The sequence below is a fragment of the Tenacibaculum sp. Cn5-46 genome (assembly GCF_022347705.1).
GTDB classification, from domain to species: domain Bacteria; phylum Bacteroidota; class Bacteroidia; order Flavobacteriales; family Flavobacteriaceae; genus Polaribacter; species Polaribacter aiptasiae.
Map to the genome: position 1 here is coordinate 348,553 of NZ_JAKRGD010000001.1, position 23,913 is coordinate 372,465.

25 protein-coding genes and 2 tRNA genes are annotated in these 23,913 nt (G+C 30.1%); 15 read left to right on the forward strand and 12 right to left on the reverse strand.

What is annotated here, in order from left to right:
- The first annotated feature begins 2 nt into the window (after positions 1 to 2).
- On the forward strand, positions 3 to 518 hold the full coding sequence (locus MHN29_RS01550; RefSeq protein WP_235273362.1) for a gamma carbonic anhydrase family protein: 516 nt from the start codon (positions 3 to 5) through the stop codon (positions 516 to 518).
- Between the two features lie 62 nt (positions 519 to 580).
- On the opposite strand, the gene MHN29_RS01555 is transcribed toward MHN29_RS01550, so the two are convergent.
- On the reverse strand, positions 581 to 1,048 hold the full coding sequence (locus tag MHN29_RS01555) for a hypothetical protein (RefSeq protein WP_235273360.1): 468 nt from the start codon (positions 1,046 to 1,048) through the stop codon (positions 581 to 583).
- Positions 1,049 to 1,151: 103 nt separating this feature from the next.
- Between MHN29_RS01555 and MHN29_RS01560 the strand changes: the two genes are divergently transcribed.
- Entirely contained in the window at positions 1,152 to 2,129 is a 978-nt protein-coding gene (locus MHN29_RS01560; protein WP_235273358.1) for an endonuclease/exonuclease/phosphatase family protein, read from the forward strand.
- 172 nt (positions 2,130 to 2,301) lie between these two features.
- Here the strand turns inward: MHN29_RS01560 and MHN29_RS01565 are convergent.
- Both MHN29_RS01565 and MHN29_RS01570 read right to left on the reverse strand, forming a co-directional pair.
- A tRNA-Phe gene (locus MHN29_RS01565) sits at positions 2,302 to 2,374 on the reverse strand.
- A 62-nt stretch (positions 2,375 to 2,436) separates the two neighbouring features.
- Positions 2,437 to 2,509 (reverse strand) — tRNA-Phe (locus tag MHN29_RS01570).
- 108 nt (positions 2,510 to 2,617) lie between these two features.
- On the opposite strand from MHN29_RS01570, the gene MHN29_RS01575 reads away from it, so the two are divergent.
- The 7 genes from MHN29_RS01575 to MHN29_RS01605 all read left to right on the forward strand — a co-directional run bounded on the left by MHN29_RS01575 (position 2,618) and on the right by MHN29_RS01605 (position 10,237).
- A complete protein-coding gene (locus tag MHN29_RS01575) occupies positions 2,618 to 3,349 on the forward strand; it encodes a type III pantothenate kinase (protein ID WP_235273356.1) in 732 nt (243 codons plus the stop codon).
- A complete protein-coding gene (locus MHN29_RS01580; RefSeq protein WP_235273355.1) occupies positions 3,342 to 4,610 on the forward strand; it encodes a hypothetical protein in 1,269 nt (422 codons plus the stop codon). The genes MHN29_RS01575 and MHN29_RS01580 overlap by 8 nt, the downstream gene beginning before the upstream one ends.
- A gap of 13 nt (positions 4,611 to 4,623) precedes the next feature.
- Positions 4,624 to 5,937, forward strand: a complete 1,314-nt coding sequence (locus tag MHN29_RS01585; RefSeq protein ID WP_235273354.1) for a M48 family metallopeptidase — start codon at positions 4,624 to 4,626, stop codon at positions 5,935 to 5,937.
- A 9-nt stretch (positions 5,938 to 5,946) separates the two neighbouring features.
- Entirely contained in the window at positions 5,947 to 6,519 is a 573-nt protein-coding gene (lptC, locus tag MHN29_RS01590; protein ID WP_235273353.1) for an LPS export ABC transporter periplasmic protein LptC, read from the forward strand.
- A complete protein-coding gene (locus MHN29_RS01595; protein ID WP_235273352.1) occupies positions 6,519 to 6,716 on the forward strand; it encodes a hypothetical protein in 198 nt (65 codons plus the stop codon). Before lptC ends, MHN29_RS01595 begins: the two co-directional genes overlap by 1 nt.
- Complete coding sequence (locus tag MHN29_RS01600; protein ID WP_235273351.1) at positions 6,716 to 8,008, forward strand: hemolysin family protein; 1,293 nt, start codon at positions 6,716 to 6,718, stop codon at positions 8,006 to 8,008. Before MHN29_RS01595 ends, MHN29_RS01600 begins: the two co-directional genes overlap by 1 nt.
- 111 nt (positions 8,009 to 8,119) lie before the next feature.
- The gene (locus tag MHN29_RS01605) at positions 8,120 to 10,237 is read left to right on the forward strand and encodes a peptidylprolyl isomerase (RefSeq protein WP_235273350.1); all 2,118 of its coding nucleotides are present in this window, start codon (positions 8,120 to 8,122) and stop codon (positions 10,235 to 10,237) included.
- Between the two features lie 74 nt (positions 10,238 to 10,311).
- Here MHN29_RS01605 and lpdA read toward each other — a convergent pair whose 3' ends face one another.
- Positions 10,312 to 11,712, reverse strand: coding sequence for a dihydrolipoyl dehydrogenase (gene lpdA / locus MHN29_RS01610; RefSeq protein ID WP_235273348.1), 1,401 nt, complete (start codon positions 11,710 to 11,712; stop codon positions 10,312 to 10,314).
- A gap of 114 nt (positions 11,713 to 11,826) precedes the next feature.
- Between lpdA and MHN29_RS01615 the strand changes: the two genes are divergently transcribed.
- Positions 11,827 to 13,059, forward strand: a complete 1,233-nt coding sequence (locus MHN29_RS01615; RefSeq protein WP_235273347.1) for a glycosyltransferase — start codon at positions 11,827 to 11,829, stop codon at positions 13,057 to 13,059.
- On the opposite strand, the gene MHN29_RS01620 is transcribed toward MHN29_RS01615, so the two are convergent.
- The 5 genes from MHN29_RS01620 to MHN29_RS01640 all read right to left on the reverse strand — a co-directional run bounded on the left by MHN29_RS01620 (position 13,056) and on the right by MHN29_RS01640 (position 18,563).
- Positions 13,056 to 14,276: a carboxypeptidase-like regulatory domain-containing protein gene (locus MHN29_RS01620; RefSeq protein ID WP_235273346.1), complete on the reverse strand. Its 1,221-nt coding sequence runs from the start codon at positions 14,274 to 14,276 to the stop codon at positions 13,056 to 13,058. The two genes, MHN29_RS01615 and MHN29_RS01620, sit on opposite strands and share 4 nt — an antisense overlap.
- Positions 14,277 to 14,341: 65 nt before the next feature.
- Positions 14,342 to 16,366 carry a M3 family metallopeptidase gene (locus MHN29_RS01625; protein WP_235273345.1) on the reverse strand — a complete coding sequence of 675 codons (2,025 nt, stop codon included), beginning with the start codon at positions 16,364 to 16,366 and terminating at the stop codon, positions 14,342 to 14,344.
- Between the two features lie 81 nt (positions 16,367 to 16,447).
- Complete coding sequence (purE, locus tag MHN29_RS01630; protein WP_150900529.1) at positions 16,448 to 16,927, reverse strand: 5-(carboxyamino)imidazole ribonucleotide mutase; 480 nt, start codon at positions 16,925 to 16,927, stop codon at positions 16,448 to 16,450.
- Positions 16,928 to 16,929: 2 nt separating this feature from the next.
- Complete coding sequence (locus MHN29_RS01635) at positions 16,930 to 18,087, reverse strand: 5-(carboxyamino)imidazole ribonucleotide synthase (RefSeq protein ID WP_235273344.1); 1,158 nt, start codon at positions 18,085 to 18,087, stop codon at positions 16,930 to 16,932.
- A gap of 65 nt (positions 18,088 to 18,152) precedes the next feature.
- Complete coding sequence (locus MHN29_RS01640) at positions 18,153 to 18,563, reverse strand: hypothetical protein (protein ID WP_235273343.1); 411 nt, start codon at positions 18,561 to 18,563, stop codon at positions 18,153 to 18,155.
- A 107-nt stretch (positions 18,564 to 18,670) separates the two neighbouring features.
- On the opposite strand from MHN29_RS01640, the gene greA reads away from it, so the two are divergent.
- The 3 genes from greA to MHN29_RS01655 all read left to right on the forward strand — a co-directional run bounded on the left by greA (position 18,671) and on the right by MHN29_RS01655 (position 19,825).
- Positions 18,671 to 19,144, forward strand: coding sequence for a transcription elongation factor GreA (gene greA / locus MHN29_RS01645; protein WP_235273342.1), 474 nt, complete (start codon positions 18,671 to 18,673; stop codon positions 19,142 to 19,144).
- Between the two features lie 83 nt (positions 19,145 to 19,227).
- A complete protein-coding gene (locus MHN29_RS01650) occupies positions 19,228 to 19,620 on the forward strand; it encodes an HIT family protein (RefSeq protein WP_235273340.1) in 393 nt (130 codons plus the stop codon).
- A 16-nt stretch (positions 19,621 to 19,636) separates the two neighbouring features.
- Positions 19,637 to 19,825, forward strand: coding sequence for a hypothetical protein (locus MHN29_RS01655; RefSeq protein WP_235273338.1), 189 nt, complete (start codon positions 19,637 to 19,639; stop codon positions 19,823 to 19,825).
- A gap of 7 nt (positions 19,826 to 19,832) precedes the next feature.
- On the opposite strand, the gene MHN29_RS01660 is transcribed toward MHN29_RS01655, so the two are convergent.
- Positions 19,833 to 20,981, reverse strand: coding sequence for a HAMP domain-containing sensor histidine kinase (locus tag MHN29_RS01660; protein ID WP_235273336.1), 1,149 nt, complete (start codon positions 20,979 to 20,981; stop codon positions 19,833 to 19,835).
- Between the two features lie 78 nt (positions 20,982 to 21,059).
- Here MHN29_RS01660 and MHN29_RS01665 point away from each other — a divergent pair, with 78 nt between their 5' ends.
- A complete protein-coding gene (locus tag MHN29_RS01665) occupies positions 21,060 to 21,920 on the forward strand; it encodes a flavin reductase family protein (RefSeq protein WP_235273334.1) in 861 nt (286 codons plus the stop codon).
- An 8-nt stretch (positions 21,921 to 21,928) separates the two neighbouring features.
- Positions 21,929 to 22,294, forward strand: coding sequence for a DUF3127 domain-containing protein (locus tag MHN29_RS01670; RefSeq protein ID WP_150900522.1), 366 nt, complete (start codon positions 21,929 to 21,931; stop codon positions 22,292 to 22,294).
- A 74-nt stretch (positions 22,295 to 22,368) separates the two neighbouring features.
- Here the strand turns inward: MHN29_RS01670 and MHN29_RS01675 are convergent, their stop codons facing one another.
- Both MHN29_RS01675 and MHN29_RS01680 read right to left on the reverse strand, forming a co-directional pair.
- Positions 22,369 to 22,980, reverse strand: coding sequence for a Crp/Fnr family transcriptional regulator (locus MHN29_RS01675; protein WP_235273333.1), 612 nt, complete (start codon positions 22,978 to 22,980; stop codon positions 22,369 to 22,371).
- 154 nt (positions 22,981 to 23,134) lie between these two features.
- Complete coding sequence (locus MHN29_RS01680; protein WP_235273332.1) at positions 23,135 to 23,749, reverse strand: Crp/Fnr family transcriptional regulator; 615 nt, start codon at positions 23,747 to 23,749, stop codon at positions 23,135 to 23,137.
- Positions 23,750 to 23,913: the final 164 nt, after the last annotated feature.

The window sequence follows — 23,913 nt, forward strand, 5'->3', positions numbered from 1 at the left end:
AAATGAAAATTATAAAACCGGTAAATGGAAAGTCGCCTCAAATACCAGAAGATTGTTATGTAGCAGAAAATGCAACAATTGTTGGAGATGTAGTGATGGGGAAAGAGTGTAGTGTTTGGTTCAATGCGGTAATAAGAGGGGATGTTCATTATATTAAAATGGGAGATAAAGTAAATGTACAAGATGGAGCGGTAATTCATGCAACATATCAAAAATCTCCAACAACAATAGGTAATAATGTATCTATTGGGCATAATGCAATTGTACATGGCTGTACAATACATGATAATGTTTTAGTAGGAATGGGAAGTATTATTATGGATGATTGCGTTGTTGAATCCAACACAATTATTGCAGCTGGAGCTGTAGTAACCAAAAATACTAGAATAGAAAGTGGAAGTATTTATGCTGGTGTTCCAGCCAAAAAAGTAAAAGATATTTCTAAAGATTTAATATCCGGAGAAATAGATAGAATAGCCAATAATTATGTAAAATATTCAAGTTGGTTTAAAGAATAAAAAAAGCCCGGTTTTGTTTCCAAAACTGGGCCTTCAATCAAAACTACTACTACAAATTAGTTTTATTTATCATCATCATTTTTATGATGTTTTTTCTTATACTTTCTACGCTTCATTTTTTTCTTTGCTTTGTGCTTCTTTTTAGCAGCCATTTTTTCAAATCTTTCGTATTGTTTTTCGTTTAAAATACGTTTCATATCAGCTTTAAAAGCAATTTGAGCATCTAGCATAGCACTTTTTTTAGCAAAGCGTTCATCGGCTGTTAATTTTTTTCTTTCTTTTCCACTTTCCTTCATTGCTTTTCTTTTTTCGTGCATAGCTTTACGTTTAGCTATTTTTTCAGCAAGTAAAGGTTTAATTTTACGTTGTTGAGCAGCAGTTAAATCTAACTTTAAAGTCATTTTTTTAACAGCTAATTCAGTTTGTTGCTCTACAGTTAATTTTTCAAAATCACCTCTTTTCCCTTTTTGAGCTTGAGTTGTTAGGCTAAATCCAATAGCTAAAACAAATAGTGCGATTAATTTCTTCATCTTTATAAAATTTTAAGTTTTTTAAATATTTACACATCTATGACTATGCTACTTTAAAAAAGTTTAAATTTGAAATACGTTTTTAACATTTCTTTAAAATTTTATGAAAAATATAATCAGAGTTTTAGTAAGGTTACTTGTTTTAGTTGCTGTAATGTTTATAGTTTTTTTCTTCTGGGCTTCATCGCCAACCATGGAAGCAAAAGAATATTCAAAATTAATTGAAAATAAATATCCACAAAGTATAGATAATGATTCTGTGTATAGTATAGTTACTTATAATGTTGGTTATTTGAGTGGAATGACAAATAATTTACCAATAGCAAAACCTAAAGAATTATTTGATACTAATTTAAAGAAAGTAAAAGAAGAGTTAAATAAAGTACAGCCAGATATTATAGCTTTTCAGGAAATAGATTATAATGCATCAAGATCTTATGAAGTTAATCAAGAAGATGAGTTTTCTAAACTAGGTTATAATTATATTGCTAGAGGAGTAAATTGGGATGAGCGCTATTTACCATACCCATATTGGCCACCAAGTATGCATTTTGGAAAAGTGGTATCAGGTCAATCAATATTGAGTAAGTATAAGTTAAAAGATTATGAGCGTATTGTTTTAGAAAGAGTTCCTGATAGTCCATTTTATAGAGATGCTTTGTATTTAGATAGGTTAGTGCAAGTAGTTAAGGTGATAATAGAAGGAAAAGAGGTAATAATAATAAACATTCACTTAGAAGCATTTGATAAACCAACAAGAGTTCGTCAGTTTGAATATGTTTTAAACGTTTTTAAGAGATATAAAAATAGCTATCCAACAATTTTATTAGGAGATTTTAATTCAAGAGCTAGAGATCAAGAAGCAATTATCCAGAAGATGTTTAAAGAAGAAGGTATAGGTAATGCAGCGTTTAACAATCAAAATCCAGAAAATACATTCGATACTAGAGATTTGTATGAGCGAATAGATTATATTTTTTATACAGAAGACAGTATTGATTATGTAGAGGGTAAAGTCTTGAATGATTTTGGAGAAGCATCAGATCATTTACCTGTTGAGATGAAATTTAGATTAAAATAAAAATAAAACTCGTAGTGAAAACTTCGAGTTTTTTTATTGTGTAAACTATGTTCTATCAAATTTTGAGTTATTTGATTTTATTATAGGTTCTTAATTTAGTTTTAAAACGAGAAGAATTAATCTCTAAAAATAAGTTTAAATAAAAAACCCGAACGAATGTTCGGGTTTACGGTGGTGCCTCCAGGAATCGAACCAGGGACACAAGGATTTTCAGTCCTTTGCTCTACCAACTGAGCTAAGGCACCAGTTAAAGCTTATTTAAGTAACAAACGTATAAAAATTATAACTAAAGTTAAAATTTAAATAGTGGTGCCTCCAGGAATCGAACCAGGGACACAAGGATTTTCAGTCCTTTGCTCTACCAACTGAGCTAAGGCACCAGTTGCTACTTTCGTTAAGCGGATGCAAATATACAATGGTTTTTTAATTATACAAAGTAATTGTTTTAAAAAAATGTAACGTAAATTTGAAAACCAAGATTTATAGATATGAATTTGATTATTGATGTAGGAAATACAAGAGTTAAAGTTGCTGTTTTTGAAACAAATACGTTGAGAGAAGTTTTTATTGTTGAAAAAGAAAAAATTATTTCAGAATTGAAAAAAATTATTTCAAAATTTAAGATTTCAGGGGCTATTATATCTTCAGTAGCCCATTTTTCAGACTCAGAACGGGATCAAATAGTCGAATTATTAGACCCAATTTTTTTAAATAATGAAACAAAAGTACCGTTTAGTAATTTATATCATTCACCAAAAACATTAGGAGTAGATAGAATTGCCTTGGCTTCAGCAGCAGTTAAAAAATATCCTAAAAAAAATGTATTGGTAATAGATGCAGGAACATGTATTACTTTTGATTTTATTAATGATAAAAAAGAGTATTTAGGAGGTGCTATATCACCAGGAATGAATATGAGATACAAAGCTTTACATAATTTCACTTCTAAATTACCGTTATTAAAACCTAATAACGTTGAAAGCTTTATTGGAAAGGATACAAATACTTCAATACATTCTGGTATTGTGAATGGAATTTGCAATGAAATAAGTGGAGTTATTAAGCAATATGAAGATGAGTATCAAGATTTAACAGTAGTTTTAACAGGTGGAGATACATATTTCTTGGCTAAACAATTAAAAAGTGGCATATTTGCCCATCCAAATTTTGTTTTGGAAGGGTTACATACTATTTTGACATACAATATAGCGAATGATTAAGAGATTATTATCAGGGGTACTTCTGTTTAGTACAATAACAATAACAGCACAAAGAAATAGTGCGTCACCATACTCTTATTTTGGAATAGGTGAAAGTTTTGAAGCAGTAACTGTAGAGCAAGCATCTATGGGAGGAATTGGAGTTGCTTTAAAAAACACACGTCGTCTAAACTTTACAAACCCTGCATCTAATGCAGATATTAGAACTGCTACTTATGGTATAGGAGGAAGTTTAAGTTTTTTAACAATAAAAGAAGGTAGTCAGTCTCAAACAGGAAATTCTACAAATTTACGTTATATAGCTTTAGGATTTCCAGTAGGGAAAAAAGCAGGTTTATCTTTAGGATTACAACCATTTTCATCTGTAGGATACTCATTATTAGATAACCAAGATCCTAATAATGTTACTTTATTTAGAGGAGAAGGAGGAGCAAGTAAAATTTATGCCAGTTTTGGAATGTACGCTTTTGAAGGCTTATCATTAGGAATAGAAGCAGGATTTATATTTGGAAACCTTACTAATAGTGTATTAAATCAAAGAACAAATGTTGCTTTTTCAACAAAACAAGAAGAAAAGACAAGTTTAAGAGGAGGTCAATTTAAATTTGGAGCTCAGTATAAGAGAGAACTTAAAAATGGTTTGAATTTATATTCTGGAGCATCTGTTACTGTAGAAAGTGATTTATCAGCAAATGGTAGTGAAAGAATGTATTCTTTGGTGTTTTCTAATGCAGGTCAAGAGATTCCTAAAGACGAATTGTATAACCGAACTGTTAATGGTGATCTTAATGTACCTCTAAAAAGTGTTTTTGGATTTGGTTTAGGAAAAGAAAATAAATGGTATGTTGGAGTTAATCAACAATTCCAAAGTGCTTTAAGTACTTCTAGTGCTATTATTGCAAATGGAGGAGCATATAAATATGAAAGTTCAAATAAATTTTCTTTAGGAGGATTTTATATTCCGAAAATAAATTCTATTTCAAGTTATTGGGATAGAGTTGTTTATAGGGCTGGGTTACGTATAGAGAATACAGGATTGCAGGTTAAGACAAATAATCAATTTACTTCAATCAATGACTTTGGCATAAATGTTGGTCTAGGATTGCCATTACCAAGACAAGTATCAAATTTAAATATTGGGTTTGAATATGGTCAAAAAGGAACAACTAGCAATAACCTAATAAAAGAAAACTATTTTAATATAAGATTAAGTTTATCTTTGAACGATATCAACTGGTTTAAAAAACGACAAATAGATTAATAAAAACTGATAAATGATGAAAAAACTTACGTATTTACTTACAGGATTATTTTTGTTTGTAGCCGTAAATGGTGTTAAAGCGCAGGCAAGTCAAGAGTGTAACATAAAGTATAACCTTTTTAAAGGAGATGCAAATACAAAAAAATATGCGCAAGCTAAACCTAGTTTAGAATATTTATTAACGAATTGCCCTAAATTATCGGTTAATATTTACAAAATTGGAGCAAAAGTAGCGGATAAATTAAAAGACCCAGTTTTAGCAAAAAAAGTGTATGAAACAAGAATTGTTAATTTTCCTGTGAAAGGAGCTGCAAAGGCTCATAATGACTATGCTACTTTTTTAATTAAAAATAAAATAGGAACTGAGGCTGAGATTATTGCTCTTTTAAAGAAAGCTTACAGTATTTCTCCAAAAGATATGGGGGTAAAAAATATCTTCAGATATTTTAAAGCTGTAACAGAAGAGAATAAAGATACAAATCCTCAAGTAGTATTCGATACGTATGATGATGTAATGGAATCTGTACAAGAAAAATTAGATGGTTACAGTAAGAAATTACCAGCTTTACAAGAAAAAGATTCAATGGGAACTATTGGAGCAAAAGAGAAAAGATTGTTAAGAGCTTATACTATGAATTCATCAGCCTTAGGTATGGTTGAAGGAGGGTTAGATGCAATTATTTCTAAATTAGCAACTTGTGATAGATTAATACCTATCTATACTAGAGATTTTGAAGCTAACAAAGCGAATGGAGTTTGGTTAAAGAGAGCTGTGTCAAGAATGTACAACAAAGGATGTCAATCTGATCCATTATTCGAAAAGTTAGCAAATGCTTATGCGGAAGCAACACAATCTGCAGATGCTTACAATTTCTTAGCAGGAGTTTTAGCTAAAAATGGAGATAAAGGTGGAGCTGCTCAAATGAGAAAGAAAGCATTTGACTTAGAAACTGATCCGTTTAAGAAAGCGAAATATAAATTAAGAGAAGCTCAAAGTGCTAGTGGAAGTAGAGCGAGAGCTTTAGCTTACGAAGCATTAAAATACAATCCAAATATGGGGAAAGCATACTTATTCATAGCTAGTTTATACCAAAAAAGTGCTAACTCTTGTGGTAGTGATGAATTTGAAAAAAGAATGGTGTATGTAGCAGCTTTAAATAAAGCGTTAAAAGCGAAGAGAGTTGACCCAGGATGTGGAGCGGGAAGATATATTTCTAGTTATAAAAAGAATGTACCGTCTAAGAAGTTAATTTTCCAAAAAGGAGTTTCATCTGGAGGTAGTCATAAAATTGGGTGTTGGATAGGCGAAACTGTTCGTATTCCTTAATAGATTTAAATGAAATCATTTTTAGTAAATATATATAATAGCATTGCTGCCATTTGTTTGGTAGCAATGTTTTTTTCTTGTACAAACACAAAAAAAGAAGTACGAGACTTTTTAGCGGATAAAAATTTACCTATGGGTACAGCTAAAAATATTTATCATATACATAAAGATTCTGGTAGAATAACTTCAAAAACTAAGGCACCTGTTTTTTTTGATTTTTCAAATAGAGAAGAGCATCCCTACAATGAATTTCCAAAGGGGATAAAAATAGTATCAATAAATAAAACAGGAAAAGATTCGGTTACTATCACAGGGAATTATGCTCTGACTTATAACAAAACAAAAGTTTCTGAAATAAGAGGAAATGTAGTGATAATAAACCACACAGAGAATACTAAATTAGAAACAAATCAGCTTTTTTGGGACCAAAAAGAACATTACTTTTTTACAGAAGATGGCTTTAGGTTAACAACACCAAATGCAATTATTAATGGGTTTGGTTTTGAGTCAAAAGAAGATTTGTCAAAACATATAGCAAAAGATATCACAGGAGATATCGAAGTAAATCAAAAAGATATATAATGAATACACTTTGGAAGTATTTACAATACGGATACCTTGTTGTTGGGGTAATTTTTCTAGTAGAAGGAATTTTAAAATGGAGTTCAGATAAAGAAGGCGCACTTATTATGTTTGGATTTGCTATCTTTATTACTTTAATCTTTTTCTTTAAAAGACATTTTAGAAGAAAAATAGAAAATAGAAATCAACAGCGTTAATGCAAATTGAAGTCATTATAATTTTAGCTTCTATATTATTTTCAGCCTTCTTTTCAGGTATGGAAATAGCTTTTGTTTCTGCCAATAAACTACATATTGAGCTAGAAAAAAAGAGAGAAGGTCTTTTGCCTAAAATTTTAGCAAAATTAACTAGAAAGTCATCTAAGTTTATTACCACTATGTTAGTAGGAAATAATGTTGCTTTGGTAATTTATAGTTATTTTATGGGGCAATTGTTAATGACTTGGTTTCAATCACTATTACCTACAAACATATCGTTTATAAATTATTTACTAGACGATTTAAGTTTACTTACTCAAACAATAATATCAACTGTTGTAATACTTGTTACAGCAGAGTTTTTACCTAAGGCTATCTTTAGAATTTATGCAAATGAAATGCTAAAGGTATTTGTTATACCAGCCTATGTTTTTTACTTGATTTTTTATGGAATAACTTGGGTTATTACAAAAATCTCTGATTTCTTTTTACGTGTATTTTTCAAAGCAAAAGAAGATGCAGTGCAAACAGAATTTAGTAAAGAAGAATTAGGGAATTATATTTCAGAGCAACTAGATGGAGGAAATGATGAAGGAGAGGTTGATTCCGAAATTCAAATTTTTCAAAATGCATTAGAGTTTCATAAAGTAAAAGCAAGAGAAATTATGGTGCCACGTACAGAAATCATGGCAGTTGATATACATGAATCTGTAAGTAACTTGAAAAAGATGTTCATTTCAACAGGTCTATCTAAAATTTTAGTTTATAAAAACTCTTTAGATGATATTCTTGGTTATGTAAATGCTTTTGAATTGTTTAAAAAACCCAGAGCAATTAAATCAATATTGTTACCAGTAGAGTTTGTTCCAGAATCAATGATTATAAACGATGTTTTGAATAGTTTGATGAAAAAACGAAAGAGTATTGCTGTAGTTGTTGATGAATATGGAGGAACATCTGGAATTATAACTGTAGAAGATATTGTTGAAGAATTATTTGGAGAAATTGAAGATGAACATGATAATCAAGAATTGCTAGAAGAAAGATTAAATGAGGAAGAGTTTAATTTATCAGCAAGATTAGAAGTTGATTATTTAAACGAAGAATATGATTTAAATATACCTAAGGAAGAAGCTTACGAAACTTTAGGTGGTTTCATCATAAATTATACAGAAACAATACCAAAACAAGAAGAAATTTTAGAAGTAGATAAGTTTCAAATAAAAATATTGAACGCAAGTGCTACTAAAATTGATACTATTTATTTGAAAGTACTCGATAAAGAAGAGTAGACAGAAATTTAAGCCTCAAGTAGCAAACTACCTCAAAAACAGCTAAAAAAAACATTGCATTATTTAATGTGAAATTGTATTTTCGCACACTGTTAATAAAATAAACTACGTATGGCAATTTTATCGAAAATTAGAGAACGCTCAATGTTCTTAATTCTTGTAATTGGTTTAGCACTTTTTGCATTTGTTTTAGACCCATCTACAATATCAGATTTTTTTAATGCAAGTAAAGTAAATGAAGTAGGGGAAGTGAATGGTGAAACTATATCGCGCCAAGAATTTGCCGAAGCTTTAGATGCATACAAAGCGCAAACTGGAAATAGAGTTTCTGAAATGCAAGCAGCAAAAACTGTTTGGAATAACTTAATCAGACAAAAAATTTACCAAACTCAATTAGAGGAAGCTGGTATTACTGTAGGAGACGAAGATATTATGACTGCTCTTTATGATTCTCCAGCATTACAGAATGACCCTAGATTTCAAACTTCTGGATTATTCGATAAAAATAAATTAAAAGAATTTTTAGCAACTATTAAAGATGCAAATGGTGAAGAGTGGAAAGCTTGGCAAAACTATATGACTTCTTTAAAAAATAATATTGAGAAAACAACTTACGACAATTTAGTGGCTGCTGGTTTAGGAGCTTCTTTAAAAGAAGGTGAGGCTCAATATTTAATAGAAAACACTAAAGTTAATGCTAAGTTTGTTTATGTACCATACACTACAATAGCTGATAGTTTAGTAGTACTTAAAAAGAGTGATGTTGCAAATTACATCAAAAAACATGAAGATGAATTTCAAGTTGAAGCTTCAAGAGATATTAAATTTGTAAAGTTTGATATTAAACCAACTGAAGGAGATGAAGCTGCAACTAAAGAAGAAGTAGCTAAGTTAATTAACGATTCTGATAACAGAGGAGTTGTAATTAAGGGATTAAAAAATGCTACTGATTATGTTGAGTTTTTAGATGAAAACGATTCAGATATCGCTTTAGATGATAACTATAAGTTTAAAGTACAAGTACCACAAGTTATTGCTGAAGAAATTTTTAATGGTAAAGAAGGAGATGTTTTCGGACCATATAAAGATGCTGATTACTTCAAAATTTCTAAAATTTCTAAAGTAATTCAATTACCAGATTCAGCACAAGCAAGTCATATATTAATTCCTTTTGTTGGAGCTACAAGTGCAGCAGCAACTGTTACTCAAACAGAAGAAGAAGCTAAGAAAACTGCAGATAGTTTATTAACAGTAGTAAAAGCTAATAAATCTAAATTTGCGGATTTAGCTAAAGAAATGTCTTCGGATAAAGGATCAGCAGAAAAAGGAGGTTTTTACGATTGGTTTAGCTATAACAGAATGGTACCTAGCTTTAGAGACTTTGTTTTTGAAGGAAAAGAAGGTGACATGGGAGTAGTGAAATCTCCATTTGGATTCCACGTTATTAAAATTGATGGTCAAAAGAATTTCCAACCAGTTGTTAAGTTAGTAACTTTTGGACGTAAGATAGAAGCTTCAGAAGCAACAGAGAATGCAATTTTCCAAGATGCTGAAACTTTTGCTTTAGAGTTAGCTAATGGAAAAGACTTTGATGAAGCTGTAAAAGAGAAGAGTTTAACATCTTCACCAGCTGTAGGTTTAAAATCTTTAGATGAAGTAGTTCCAGGAGTTGGTAATGAAAGAGAGATTATTACTTGGTCTTTTGGAAATGATGTAAATGAAGGAAGCTTTAAGCGTTTTGATATAGAAGGAGGATATGTAGTAGCTGTTTTAACAGGAATAACTGAAAAAGGTTTAATGCCAGTAGACAAAGCAATTTCAAGAGTTCGTCCTATTTTAATGAACGAAAGAAAAGCTAAAATGATAGAGGATAAAATTAGCGGAGCTACATTAGCTGATATTGCTAAGTCTGTAAATGTAATAGTAAGAAACGCTGCAGACGTTAATTTAAATTCACCAACTTTGGCAGGAGTAGGTTATGAGCCTAAAGTTGTAGGAGCAATGTTAAATGCTAAAGAAAAGCAAGTAATAAAGAATGTATCAGGAGATAAAGGAGTTTTTGCTTTTGAAGTTGAGTCTAGAGAGTTACCAACTGCTTTACCAAATTACGATACTTATAGAAAGCGTTTAGCTAACGAGAGAAAGAATAAGACATTCCAAATGTATGAAGCTGTTAAAAAAGCTTCAAATATAGAAGATAACATAAGTTCATTCTACGGAATCCAATAAGGATAATAAAATACAATATAAAAAAGCCGAACGATATTCGTTCGGCTTTTTTAATATGTTTTAAAGCTTTTTTATTAAGCGTTTAATGGTTTACCATCCCAAGCAGCTTTAGCAGCTTCTTTTACTGCTTCAGAATACGTTGGATGTCCATGGCAAATACGAGCTAAATCTTCAGCAGAAGCTCTAAATTCCATAGCTACGGCAGCTTCCATGATTAAATCAGCTACACGAGCACCAACCATGTGAACACCTAATACTTCATCAGTATTTTTATCAGCTAAAACTTTTACAAATCCATCAATGTCTCCACTAGCACGAGAACGTCCTAAAGCACGCATTGAGAATTTACCAGCTTTATATTCAACACCAGCATCTTTTAATTCTTGTTCAGTTTTACCAACAGCGGCAACTTCTGGCCAAGTATATACAATACCAGGAATTAAGTTATAATCAATGTGAGGCTTTTGTCCAGCTAAATATTCAGCAACAACAACACCTTCTTCTTCAGCTTTATGAGCTAACATAGCACCACGTACTACATCACCAATAGCATAAATATTAGAAACGTTTGTTTGTAAATGGTCATTTACTTCAACCATACCTCTTTCAGTAACTTTTACACCAGCTTTATCTAAAGCTAAACCTTCAGTATAAGGTCTACGTCCAACAGATACTAAACAGTAATCACCAGTAAATGTAACTTCTTCTCCTTTTTTGTTAGTTGCTTTTACAACAACTTCATCACCATTTCTTTCAACAGAAGTAACACCGTGACTAGTGTTAAATTTCATTCCTTGCTTCTTTAAAACTTTAGTAAGTTCTTTAGAAACATCTTTATCCATAGTAGGAGTAATTGTTGGAGCATATTCGATAACTGTTACATCAGCACCTAAGCGTTTATAAACAGAACCTAATTCCAATCCAATAACTCCACCACCAATAACTAATAAATGTTTTGGAACTTCTTTTAATTTTAAAGCTTCAGTAGAAGTAATTACACGTTCTTTATCAATAGATATAAAAGGTAATGTAGATGGTTTAGAACCAGTAGCAATAATGATATTTGTCCCTTCAATAACTTCTGAAGTACCATCATTTTTACTAACTTTTACGTGAGTAGCATCCTCAAAAGAACCTAAACCTTCGTAAACATCAATATTATTTTTATCCATTAAATATTTGATTCCTCCAGTAGTAGTCTCTACAACATTAGCTTTACGAGCAACCATTTTACCAAAGTCAAACGTAGGATTTTCAACAGAAATTCCGTGTTCGTCAAAATGTTTTATAGCGTCATAATAATGGTGAGAAGAGTCTAATAATGCTTTAGAAGGAATACATCCAACATTTAAACATGTACCACCTAAAGTTGAGTATTTTTCAATGATAGCAACTTTAGAACCTAATTGAGAAGCTCTGATGGCAGCAATATATCCACCTGGTCCAGAACCAATAACGATTAAATCGTATTTCATCTGTTTTATATTTTGTATTTCAGAATTATAACTACAAAATTACACAATCTAACTGACTTGCAGTAAAGGTTTTTAGATTTGTTTTATTCTATTTGTTATACCTTTGAAAATTATATGAAAACACTTTTAATAATTGGGTATGTTTGGGTAGAAAAAACCACTGGAGCTGGAAATAGAATGTTACAGCTTATAGAGGTTTTTAAAAATCAAGATTATAAAATTCTTTTTGGTAGCCCTGCCCAAAAAACCGAAAATTCAATTGAGTTAACGAATATAGGACTTGAAGAAGTTTCAATTGAGCTAAATTCATCTTCTTTTGATGAATTCATAGAAGGCTTACAACCAGATATTGTTATGTTCGATCGGTTTATGATGGAAGAACAATTTGGTTGGCGTGTAGCAGAAAATAGCCCAAAATCTTTACGATTATTAGATACAGAAGATTTACATTTCTTGCGAAAAACACGTCATAAACAGTTAAAAAAAGGAGAAGAGTTTTCTAACAATGCATTGTTGAATTCTGATGATGCTAAGCGAGAGATTGCATCTATTTTACGATGCGATTTAACTTTGATTATTTCAAGCTATGAAATGAAATTGCTTAAGGAAATTTTTAAAATAGATGAACGTTTATTGTACCACCTTCCGTTTCTATTAGATAGAATAGATGATAATAAAATAAAAGACTGGAAGTCTTTTGAAGAAAGAAACCATTTTGTTTTTATAGGGAACTACTTTCATGCTCCAAATGTAGATACAGTCTTAGAATTAAAAAATCATGTATGGAAACAGATTCGAAAAGAATTACCCAAAGCAGAAATGCATATTTATGGAGCTTATGCAACACAACAAATAGAGCAATTAAATAAACCACAAGAAGGTTTTTTAGTAAAAGGTTTTGCAGAGGATGCAATTGAAGTGATTAGTAATTCTAAAGTAGTTTTAGCACCTATTCGTTTTGGAGCGGGTATCAAAGGAAAGCTAACGGAAGCTATGATTACAGGGACACCATCTGTAACAACTTTAATCGGAGCAGAAGGCATGCATGAAAATTTATCATGGAACGGTTTTGTTGAATCAAATTTGGACGAGTTTTCTAATAAAGCAGTATTACTTTATTCTAACCAAAAAGTATGGAAAGAGTCTCAGGAAAAAGGAATTGACATCATAAATCAAATTTATGACAAAGAAAAAATAGGTTTTCTTTTTCTAAACCGAATTGAAGAACTTCAAAAGAATTTGGACACTCATCGCACGCATAATTTTTTAGGTAGCTTATTGCAACATCAAACACTTAAAGCAACAAAATATATGAGTAAGTGGATTGAAGAAAAAAATAAGAATTAGTTTTTAGGAGGTTGATAATCTAGTGGAAGCATATTAGCAAAAGATTCAAAAGCCCAATATCCTTCATTGAAAATTGCATGTGGATTTAATAAAATTCCAGAATTTTCAATTTGAGATTTTTTCTCTAATAAAACAATATTTGATGTTTGTACACCAGAAGCTTTTTTACGTCTTCCAAACATACCAATCAAATATTTATCTTCTTCAGGTTCTTTAGTATAGGTAATAGAAAGGTAGTTTTCAAAGTTTAAAAAAGGTTTGTTTTCAATGTGTTCAATCATGTCTTTGTAAGGGACATTTCTTTTGTATAAATAATCTCTGTATTTGGTTAATCGGCTTTTTCTAAGAGTAACTAAAGCACTATCCAATGGGGTTTTCGGTGTCGTTATTGTTTTTGAAAGATTAATATTATTGTTGTGTAGACTAATTAATTCACGAGCCATTTGTATTTTTTCTTCCGAAGGTCTTTCAGGGTTTAAAACTCGTTTAAATTGGTTTATAACAAAACCATCTTTTTTTAAGTTTTTAGCAAGTAAACTTCTTAAAAAATGCATACGAGAACCGTTGTAGGCCTTTAATCTATTTTGTTTCCATTTCTTTTTAATAGACTTCTTTAAGTTTTCATAACGTGCATATCCGCTAAAAAATAATTGTTTACCTTTTATTTCATAATGAACTAAATCGTAAGTGATCAAATATCCAAGACCTTTATGTTTTATTTTTAAAGGCTCTTTTGCAAATGCAGTTAAACTATTTGTTTTTCTATCAAATTCAAAGTGTAGTGATTTAGGGTTTTGAATTATACATTTTTCGGCTAAAAATGTTCTTCCTAAAAATGTTTCTTTAAACCGAGCTAAATTATATTTCCAATCATCATCATACTTAGTTTTATGAACAACAACTTCATCTAACAAAGTATCTTCTTCTTTAAGAGTAATGTTAAGAGAAATAGGATTGTTTGAAGTAGTTATAGGAATTTGCTCAACTTTATACCCCAAGAAAGAAATTACAAGTGTATAGTTTCCTCTAGGAGCTTTTAATTGAAACTCACCATTACTATTGGTAATAGTTCCAATTGTAGTGTTGTTAAGATACACAGATGCACCTTCTATATTTTCATTGTCATTTGAAATAACTTTTCCCGAAATTTTAGTTTGAGAAAAACTATAAATTGAAATAAAAGTAAATAGATAATAAAGAATAAATCCCTTTTTCATAAAATAAATTTTTATAAAAATAGGGACTTATTTTTTTCTTTAAAAAGAAGTAATGTTATTTAGTGTTAAATCAACCCAGCTCGTTTTAATAATGCGTCAGGTTTAGGCTCTTTTCCTCTAAAACGAACATATAAATCCATAGGTTTTTCTGTACCTCCTTTAGAAAGTACATTATCTTTAAATTTATTAGCAACTTCTTTGTCAAAAATTCCTTTTTCTAAGAAATACTCAAAAGCATCCGCATCTAAAACTTCTGCCCATTTATAAGAATAATAACCTGCAGAATAACCTCCTTGAAAAATATGAGAAAAAGCAGTACTCATACAGTTTTCGGCTACATTAGGATATAATTGAGTTTCAGAAAATGCTTTTGTTTCAAAGTCTTTTACAGAAGAAATATTTTGAGGCGAAGTTCCACCATGCCAACTCATATCTAATAAACCAAAGCTTAATTGACGTAAAGTTTGCATACCTTCATGAAAGCTAGCAGATTCTTTAATTTTAGTAACATATTCCATAGGAATAGTTTCTCCTGTTTCGTAGTGTTTTGCAAACAATTCTAAAGCTTCTTTTTCGTAACACCAGTTTTCTAAAACTTGACTAGGTAATTCTACAAAATCCCAAGAAACTGATGTTCCAGATAAGCTATTATAAGTAGTGTTAGCTAACATTCCATGTAAAGCATGACCAAACTCGTGAAATAGCGTAGTAACTTCATTAAAAGTTAATAATGAAGGTTTGGTTTCTGTTGGTTTAGTAAAATTACAAACAATAGAAACTTGTGGTCTTTCGTTAACTCCTTTTTTAATTTGTTGCGATTTGTATGAGGTCATCCAAGCTCCATTTCTTTTTCCTGGTCTAGGGTGAAAATCAGCATAAAGATGAGAAATGAAATTTCCTTTAGAATCGGATACAGCATAGGTTTTTACATCCTCATGGTATTTATCAATAGAGTCGATTTCTTCAAATTGTAAATCGAATAATTTACCTGAGATTTCAAAAACTCCATCAATTACATTTTCTAATTTGAAGTAAGGTTTTAGTAATTCTTGATCTAAACTAAATAACTCTTTTTTTAATTTTTCAGAATAATAGGCAGAGTCCCATTTTTGAAGTTGATCAACATTATCTAATTTTTTAGCATAGGTTTCTAAGTTTTCAAATTCCTTTTTAGCTGCAGGCTTTGCTTTCTCTAATAATTCATTTAAAAAATCTAATACTTTTTCTGGATTTTCAGCCATTCGTTCTTCCAAAACAAAGTGAGCATGAGTTTTATAGCCTAATAAGTTAGCTCGCTTGTGTCGAAGTGTTACTATTTTTAAAACAATTTCTTCATTGTTGAAATCATTTTTTTGAAATCCTTTTTTCCCCATTGCAATAGCTAACTTTTTTCTAAGTTCTCTATTGTCAGCATACGTCATAAAAGGGATATAACTAGGATAATCTAATGTGATAAGCCATCCTTCTTTTTCTTTTGATTTAGCTAATTCTTTAGCTGCTTCTTTTGCACTTTCAGGTAATCCTTTAACATCCTCTTCATTTATTAAATGCATTTCAAAAGCATTGGTTTCAGCCAATACATTTTCTCCAAATTGTAAAGATAATTTGGCTAGTTCAGCATCTAATTTTCGTAATTCTGTTTTTTCATTTTCGTTTAAATTAGCCCCATTTCTAGAAAAACCTTTGTATTGTTTTTCTAATAACATAGTTTGCTCAGGGGTTAATTCTAAAGAGTCTTTTTGATCATAAATTACTTTTACTCTATTAAATAAAGTTTCATTTAAAATCATATCATTCTTGAATTCACTTAACCAAGGAGAAATATCTTTAGCTATTTCTTGAATAGCAGCATTGGTTTCAGCTGAATTTAAATTAAAGAAAATAGAGGTAACTCTATCCAACTTTTCACCAGTATAATCTAAGGCCTCAGTAGTGTTTTGAAAAGTAGCTTTTTCTGGATTTTCAGCAATAGCATTAATTTCATCTCTAGCTAATTCAATAGCTTTTTTAATAGCAGGTTTATAATGATCTGTATTTATTTTAGAAAAAGGAGCTGTATTAAAATCTTGTAATAGCGGATTTTTTGTCATGAAAAATTCATTTTAATAATTAAGGAAACCTCACAAATCTAATATCTGTGAGGTTTCTATATATGTACTGTACTAAATTACTTATTTTTTTACTCTTTCAGAAGCTTTTTCAACTTTAAGTTTTAAGCCTTCTTTGTAGGCTATAATTTTATCTAATACACATTTATCAGAAGCTCCAATAATTTGTGCTGCTAAAATTCCTGCATTTTTAGCACCATCAAGAGCTACAGTAGCTACAGGGACACCACCTGGCATTTGTAAGATTGATAAAACAGAATCCCATCCATCAATTGAGTTTCTACTTTTTACTGGAACACCAATAACAGGTAAAGGGCTCATACTAGCTACCATTCCAGGTAAATGAGCAGCTCCTCCTGCTCCTGCAATAATTACTTTTATTCCTCTCGAATGTGCATTTTTTGAATAGTCAACTAATTTTTCTGGAGTTCTATGAGCAGAAACAATATCTACTTCTATTTGGATATCAAAACTTTCTAAAATATCAATTGCTTCTTGCATGATTGGAAGATCTGAATCACTTCCCATTATAATTCCTACCATAATTATTTACTAATTACTTTAATAGTTTCTTTTACTTGTTGAGCGATTTCTCTCGCTTTATTTATATCTTCATTTACAATAGTTACGTGCCCCATTTTACGAAAAGGTTTGGTGATTTTCTTTCCATATATATGTGGAGTCACACCATCTATTTTTAAAATATCTTCAATGTTTTCGTACACAACTTCTCCTGTATAACCTTCAGCACCAACTAAGTTAACCATAATACCAGCAACTTTACTTTCTGTGTTTCCTAAAGGAAGATTTAAGATACTTCTTAAATGTTGTTCGAATTGATTGGTATAACTAGCTTCAATTGAGTAATGTCCAGAATTATGTGTTCTAGGAGCGACTTCGTTAACTAAAATTTCATCATTTTCAGTTAAAAACATTTCTACAGCAAGTAAACCAACGAATTCAAAAGCATTAGCTACTTTTAAAGCAACTTCTTGAGCTTTTTCGGCTATGTTGTTATCAATTCTTGCAGGACAAATTACATACTCTACTTGATTTGCCTCTGGATGAAACTCCATTTCTACTACAGGATAAGTACTTGTTTCACCATCAGAATTTCGAGCAACAATTACTGCCAATTCATTTTTAAAAGGAATTAATTTTTCGGCAATACATTCACCATCTGGTAATGACTGTAAATCTTCGTAATTGCGAACTACTTTTACTCCGTTTCCATCATAACCAAAACGAGCAGCTTTCCATACAAAAGGGAATTCAATAATATTGTTTTCGTAAGAATGTTTTAATTCTTCTAAAAAAGCATAATGCGAAAAACTAGCAGTAGGTATGTTGTTGTCTGTGTAAAAAGTTTTTTGGCGTGCTTTACTTTGAATAATTCTTAAGTTAGATGGTTTTGGATAAATAGTTAAACCTTCTGCTTCAAGTTTGTCAAGGGCATCAATATTTACATTTTCAATTTCAATGGTTAAAGCATCTACTTTTTTTCCAAAATTATAAACTGTATCAAAATCTAATAAATCTCCTTGATGAAATTCATTACAAATTCGAGCACAAGGTGCCTCTTTGTTGGAATCTAAAATAGCCGTGTAAATATCAAATTTTTGAGTTTCGGAAAGCAGCATCCTTCCTAATTGACCGCCACCAAGAACGCCCAATTTAAAATCTGAAGAAAAATAATTTTTCAAGATAAATATTTTATTGTGTTGTTGTTAACGCAAAAATAAGAATCTTAATAATAGTACAAATAGAATTAACGAGATATTCTTAACTGTGTGCTGTTAATTTGTGTAACAAAATACATTAAAGCATTACAGCCAGAGTTATCTATTGGAGCTCCACCAGCTAAGTAATTGTATTTTTTATCATCACAAGGACATTTTATATGAATACCATCAAATGTCATTAGAGAATTACAAGTAGCTTCTGGACATTGCCTGTCAAAAGCTCTATAACCAGTATTACCTGTTCTAAAAATATAAACATTCCTACCTTGAATTATATTTTGAGAACTTCCACTAGGTACTAATAAACCTTGAAATTCAGGTAGTGTTAAATCGATTATAGAATTTATAGTTACTCCATTAAAACAATTGTTTACTGGCGTATTATCGCTACAGCCTAAGCTAATTAAGAGAATAAATAGATAAAATAATTTTTTCATTGTTTTTAAATAGAGTTGTAAATGTAACGCTACGAATTTACAAATATTTTGTACATTTGTTATACAATCTCATTCCTATCGGTGTGAGATTTTTAAATTTATAAGTTATGAGTGGAGTATCATATTATACTGAAGAAGGATTAAAAAAATTAAAAGAAGAGCTAGCTCATTTAGAGCAAGTTGAAAGACCACGTGTGTCTCAAGAAATTGCAGATGCTCGTGATAAAGGTGATTTAAGTGAGAATGCAGAGTACCACGCTGCTAAAGAAGAGCAATCTTTATTAGAATTTAAAATTGCTAAATTAAAAAATGTAGTAGCTAGTGCACGTGTTATTGATGAGAGCCAATTAGATACCTCTAAAATATTAATACACTCTGTTGTTAAAATAAAAAATACAGCTAATGGTATGGAGTTTTCTTATACCTTAGTTGCCGATTCTGAAACAGACGTAAGAAACGGGAAGTTATCTGTAAACTCACCAATTGGTAAAGGATTATTAGGTAAAAAAGTAGGAGAAATAGCAGAGATTAAAGTACCTAATGGAATTATGAAATTTGAAATTATGGAGATTTCTCGTTAATCTTTCTAAAAATATTATTCTAAATTAAAGTGTTGCCTTTGCAGCACTTTTTTTATTTTTACAAGCATACAAAATATAAAATTATGGCTAGTATTTTTACGAAGATAGTATCAGGAGAAATTCCATCATATAAAATAGCAGAAAATGAAAATTATTTTGCTTTTTTAGATATCAACCCAAATGCTAAAGGGCATACTCTAGTAATTCCTAAAAGAGAAGAAAATAAGTTGTTCGATTTATCTAAAGAAGAGTATGATGGATTGATGTCTTTTTCTTATCGAGTAGCAAAAGCGATTGAAAAAACAATACCATGTAAACGTGTTGGAATGAGTGTAATTGGTTTAGAAGTACCTCATGTACACGTACATTTAATTCCATTAAATGCGATGAGCGATATTCAGTTTATTGAAAAAGTAAAATTATCTAACGAAGAATTTATAGAATTAGCAGCAGGTATTTCAAGTAATTTCGAATAAATAAATATAAAAGCTTATGAAAAAGTGGATGAAAACTGGTTTAATTTGGGGAGGAATAATGTTTGTAATGATGAATTTTATTTTTCCTTTTTTTACCAAAGAGCCAATAACAACAAAAAAGGTTTTAATATCATTACCTATTTGGATAATAGGTGGAATTTTATTTGGCCTATCTCAAAAGAAAAGAATAGAGAAAGAAGCTTAAGAATAAATTATATTTTATTTAATTGAATTTCAAAAGTAGTACCTTTTCCTATTTCTGATTTTAAAACCGATATTTTTCCGTTATGGTAATCTTCTATAATTCGTTTAGATAGAGACAATCCTAATCCCCAGCCACGTTTTTTAGTTGTAAACCCCGGCTTGAATATTTGTTTAAATTGTGATTTTTGGATTCCTTTTCCCGAATCTGATACTATAATTTTTACAAGTTTATTGGTGTCTTTTATCTCTAAAGAAATACTACCTTTTCCTTGCATTGCATCGATAGCGTTTTTTACTAAATTTTCTATAACCCAACCATACAATTCAGCATTTAACTGAGTTATAATTTCGTCTTTATTTGAAGAAAAAGTAAAATTAATTTGTTTAGAACTTCTTGAACGTAAGTAATTAAAAGCAGTTTCAGTAGTTGAAACAATATTATATGCTGTTAATTTTGGTAAAGAACCTATTTTAGAAAAACGATTAGCAATAGTACTTAAGCGATCAACATCTTTTTCTATTTCTATAATATAATCTTCATCAACATTTTCTGTACGTAAAATAGCAATCCAACCTAATAAAGAAGATAAAGGCGTACCAATTTGATGAGCAGTTTCTTTGGCCATACCTGTCCAAAGTTTATTTTGTTCGGCTACCTTACTCGACTTATAAACCATGTAAATAATAGTTAAGAAAAGCCCTAAAATAAGAAGTAATGCTAATGGATAGTATTTAAGTTTGTATAATAAATCTGAGTTTCTGTAATAAAGATATTGTGTAAAGCCAAAATATTCAATAACTATTGGGTCATTTTGACTTTTCATTATAGTTAATTGCTTTTGTAAGTACTTAGGGTTTTTAGATTTTATAGAATCTAAATTTCTATATAAATTGATACTTCCATCTTTATTAACTAGAATAGTTGGGATGTCTTCAATAGTTTCGTAAACTTTGTTTATCAGATTTGTATTGTCATTCAAATCAGGATTAGAGGCAAGTTCTTTAATAGCAGTTGCATAAATTTCGATTTTACCTCGCTCTTCTTCTTTAAATTTTTGAAAGAAAATATAAGTGTTCCACAAAATAAATGAAACGATTAAAAGGGATATGAAAATGGCAATCCGTTTAACCCAATAAGTATTCTTAAAAAAAGTCATTAGTCAAATATAAACTATTCTGTATAATAACTTAATTTGTAAAACCGTAGTATATTTACATTAAAAATAAAAAACAGCATGTTATCATTAGATCCTAAAGATTTACCTACAGGAAAATTACATAGTTATTTACTTGGAGCTATTGCACCAAGACCAATTGCTTTTGCAAGTACAATGGATAAAGACGGAAATCCAAATTTATCACCATTTAGTTTTTTTAATGTTTTTGGAGCTAATCCACCTATGATGATTTTCTCTCCAGCTAGAAGTGTGAGAGGAAATAAAACAAAGCATACTTTAGATAATGCGGAAGAAACAAGAGAAGTGGTTATTAACGTAGTTAATTACGACATGGTACAACAAATGTCATTGAGTAGTACAATGTATCCAAAAGGAGTTAATGAGTTTGAAAAGGCAGGACTTACCATGCTAGCATCAGATAAGGTAAAACCATTTCGCGTAGCCGAATCACCAGTTCAGTTTGAATGTAAAGTAACCGATATTATTTATACAGGAACAGAAGGAGGAGCTGGAAATTTAATTGTTTGTGAAGTAGTTAAACTTCATGTAAATGAAAATGTAATAGCTGAAGATGGAAGTATAGATCAGCATAAAATAGATTTAGTAGCAAGAGCAGGAGGTAGTTACTATTCAAGAGCGAGAGATGGTTTTTTTGAAATACCTAAACCTATTTCAACATTAGGAATTGGAGTTGATCAAATTCCAGAAGAAATAAGAGATAGTACTGTTTTAACTGGGAATAATTTAGGGATGCTAGGGAATGTAGAGCAGCTACCAAACGAAGAAGCTGTTAATAACTTTGGTAAAGAACATCCAGAATATATTTCGCTTTCAATTGAAAAAAGACATACATTTGCACAAGATTATTTACAAAAAAATGATGTAGAAAGTGCGTGGAAGGTACTTTTAATTAAATAGATAAGAATATGGAAGTTATAGGGAAGATTAAATTAATTAACGAAACTCAAACATTTGGGGCTAGTGGATTTAGAAAGAGAGAAATGGTTGTTACTACAGATGAGCAGTATCCACAAATGCTTTTAATTGAATTTGTACAGGATAAATGTGATGTTTTAAATAACTTTTCAGTTGGTCAAGATGTTAAAGTATCTATTAATTTAAGAGGAAGAGAGTGGATTAACCCAGAAGGAGTTGCTAAATATTTCAATTCTATTCAAGGATGGAGAATAGAAAACTTAGCACAATCTGCACCTCAAGGTACACCTCCTGCAGGTCAATTTGAACCAGCTCCAGATTTATCAGCTAACGAACCAGACGATTTACCTTTTTAATATAAAAAAGTTAAATAAGGTGTTATATACAAAAACCTATGAATTTTCATTCATAGGTTTTTTGTTTTAGATAATTAATTGTCTAATAATATTATAGATCTAGTTTTTCGAATGATTTTCTCATTGTTTTCTAAGTTTTTTAAACCTCTTGAAATAGCTTCTCTTGAAAAATTTAAATCTTCAGATATTTCTAAAAGAGGTATTTTAATCTCTGTACTTTTATATAATCGAGATTTTGTTTTTATATAACTAAGCAAGAGTTCTTCTAATGTTTGATTACTAATTTCTTGAGTTTTGTTTATAATGTTCATATAATGAAACTGAAAAGAAGTAATCATAAAATCTCTAAGCTCAATATAGGTACTTGTCAATTCTAAAAATAAATCATTTGGAATATTTAAAATAGTGGTATCTTTTATAACAGTACTACAAATTACATCTGAAGACATATTTGGAGTATTGGTATAGTTTATAATTATAGGCTTACTACAATCTAGATGGTACAATAGTATTTTTTTATCATTGTGTTTGACAGACATTTTAACGATTCCAGAAATTAAAATACAAACCCCTTCATCAAAACGATTGCAGTCTTGTAATAAATATCCTTTTTCGTAGTGTAATATTGTTCCATAGTTTTTCAATAGGTCGATTACCTCTTTAGACAGTGGTAAATTTTTTAGCATAAATTTAGTTTGTTGATTGTCTAACCTAGGTAGTATCCTAGATTAATAGTTAGTTAGCATTTATTTGAAATAATTAAGGGGTAGTAGACTTTTAGAGGCTTGAAATTAAAACTTACAAACCTCTGTTAAATAGTAATTTATTTTAAATGTAAGTTTATACAACTAATTGTATAGACCTAGGTTTTCCAATAATTTTATGTTGATTTTCTAAACGTTTTATGGCTCTAGAAATTGAAGCTTTCGGAGTTTTTAAGTCTGAAGAAATTTCAGCTCTAGATATACGAATGTCTTTTTGTTCGTAGATATTAGACTTATTTTTTAAGTAATAAAATAACCTGTTTTCCAATGAATGTGTTAGTAGGTTTTGAAGCCTATAAACCATAGTACTAATGTTGTGCTCACTAGAGTTAATAATAGCTTTTTTAAAAGACAAGCAATTACTTTCCCATTCTGCAACTTTATCGTTTGGTACCCATAACAAAGTGCTATCTTCTATTGCAGTTATAGAAATAGGAGAAGCTTGGTTTTCTGTCATGTTCATTAACACTATCAGTGGGTTGTTCTTCGGTGAAATATGGTATAATAGTAGTGAGCTATCATCTTGATCTAAATGTGCTTTTAAAACACCTTTAATTATAATAGCACTATGATTAATAGGTACATCTTTTAATAAGATAGGATCACCGGTGATATATTTCTTTTTTATAGCAGTAGATTGAATTAATCTAACTGTTGATTCTTTACAATTGATGAGGGACTTTAAAATCATTATAAATTATTTTACAATTAATTATTGCTTAAATCTATAAGCGGTTATTTAGTAGTAAATTATATTGTGTTCTTACAATATATTTTAAACAGTGCGTAAAAAGAAAACCCTATATTTTCTTCATACTAAATACTTATAAGGCATAAGTATTACTTATAGTTTAG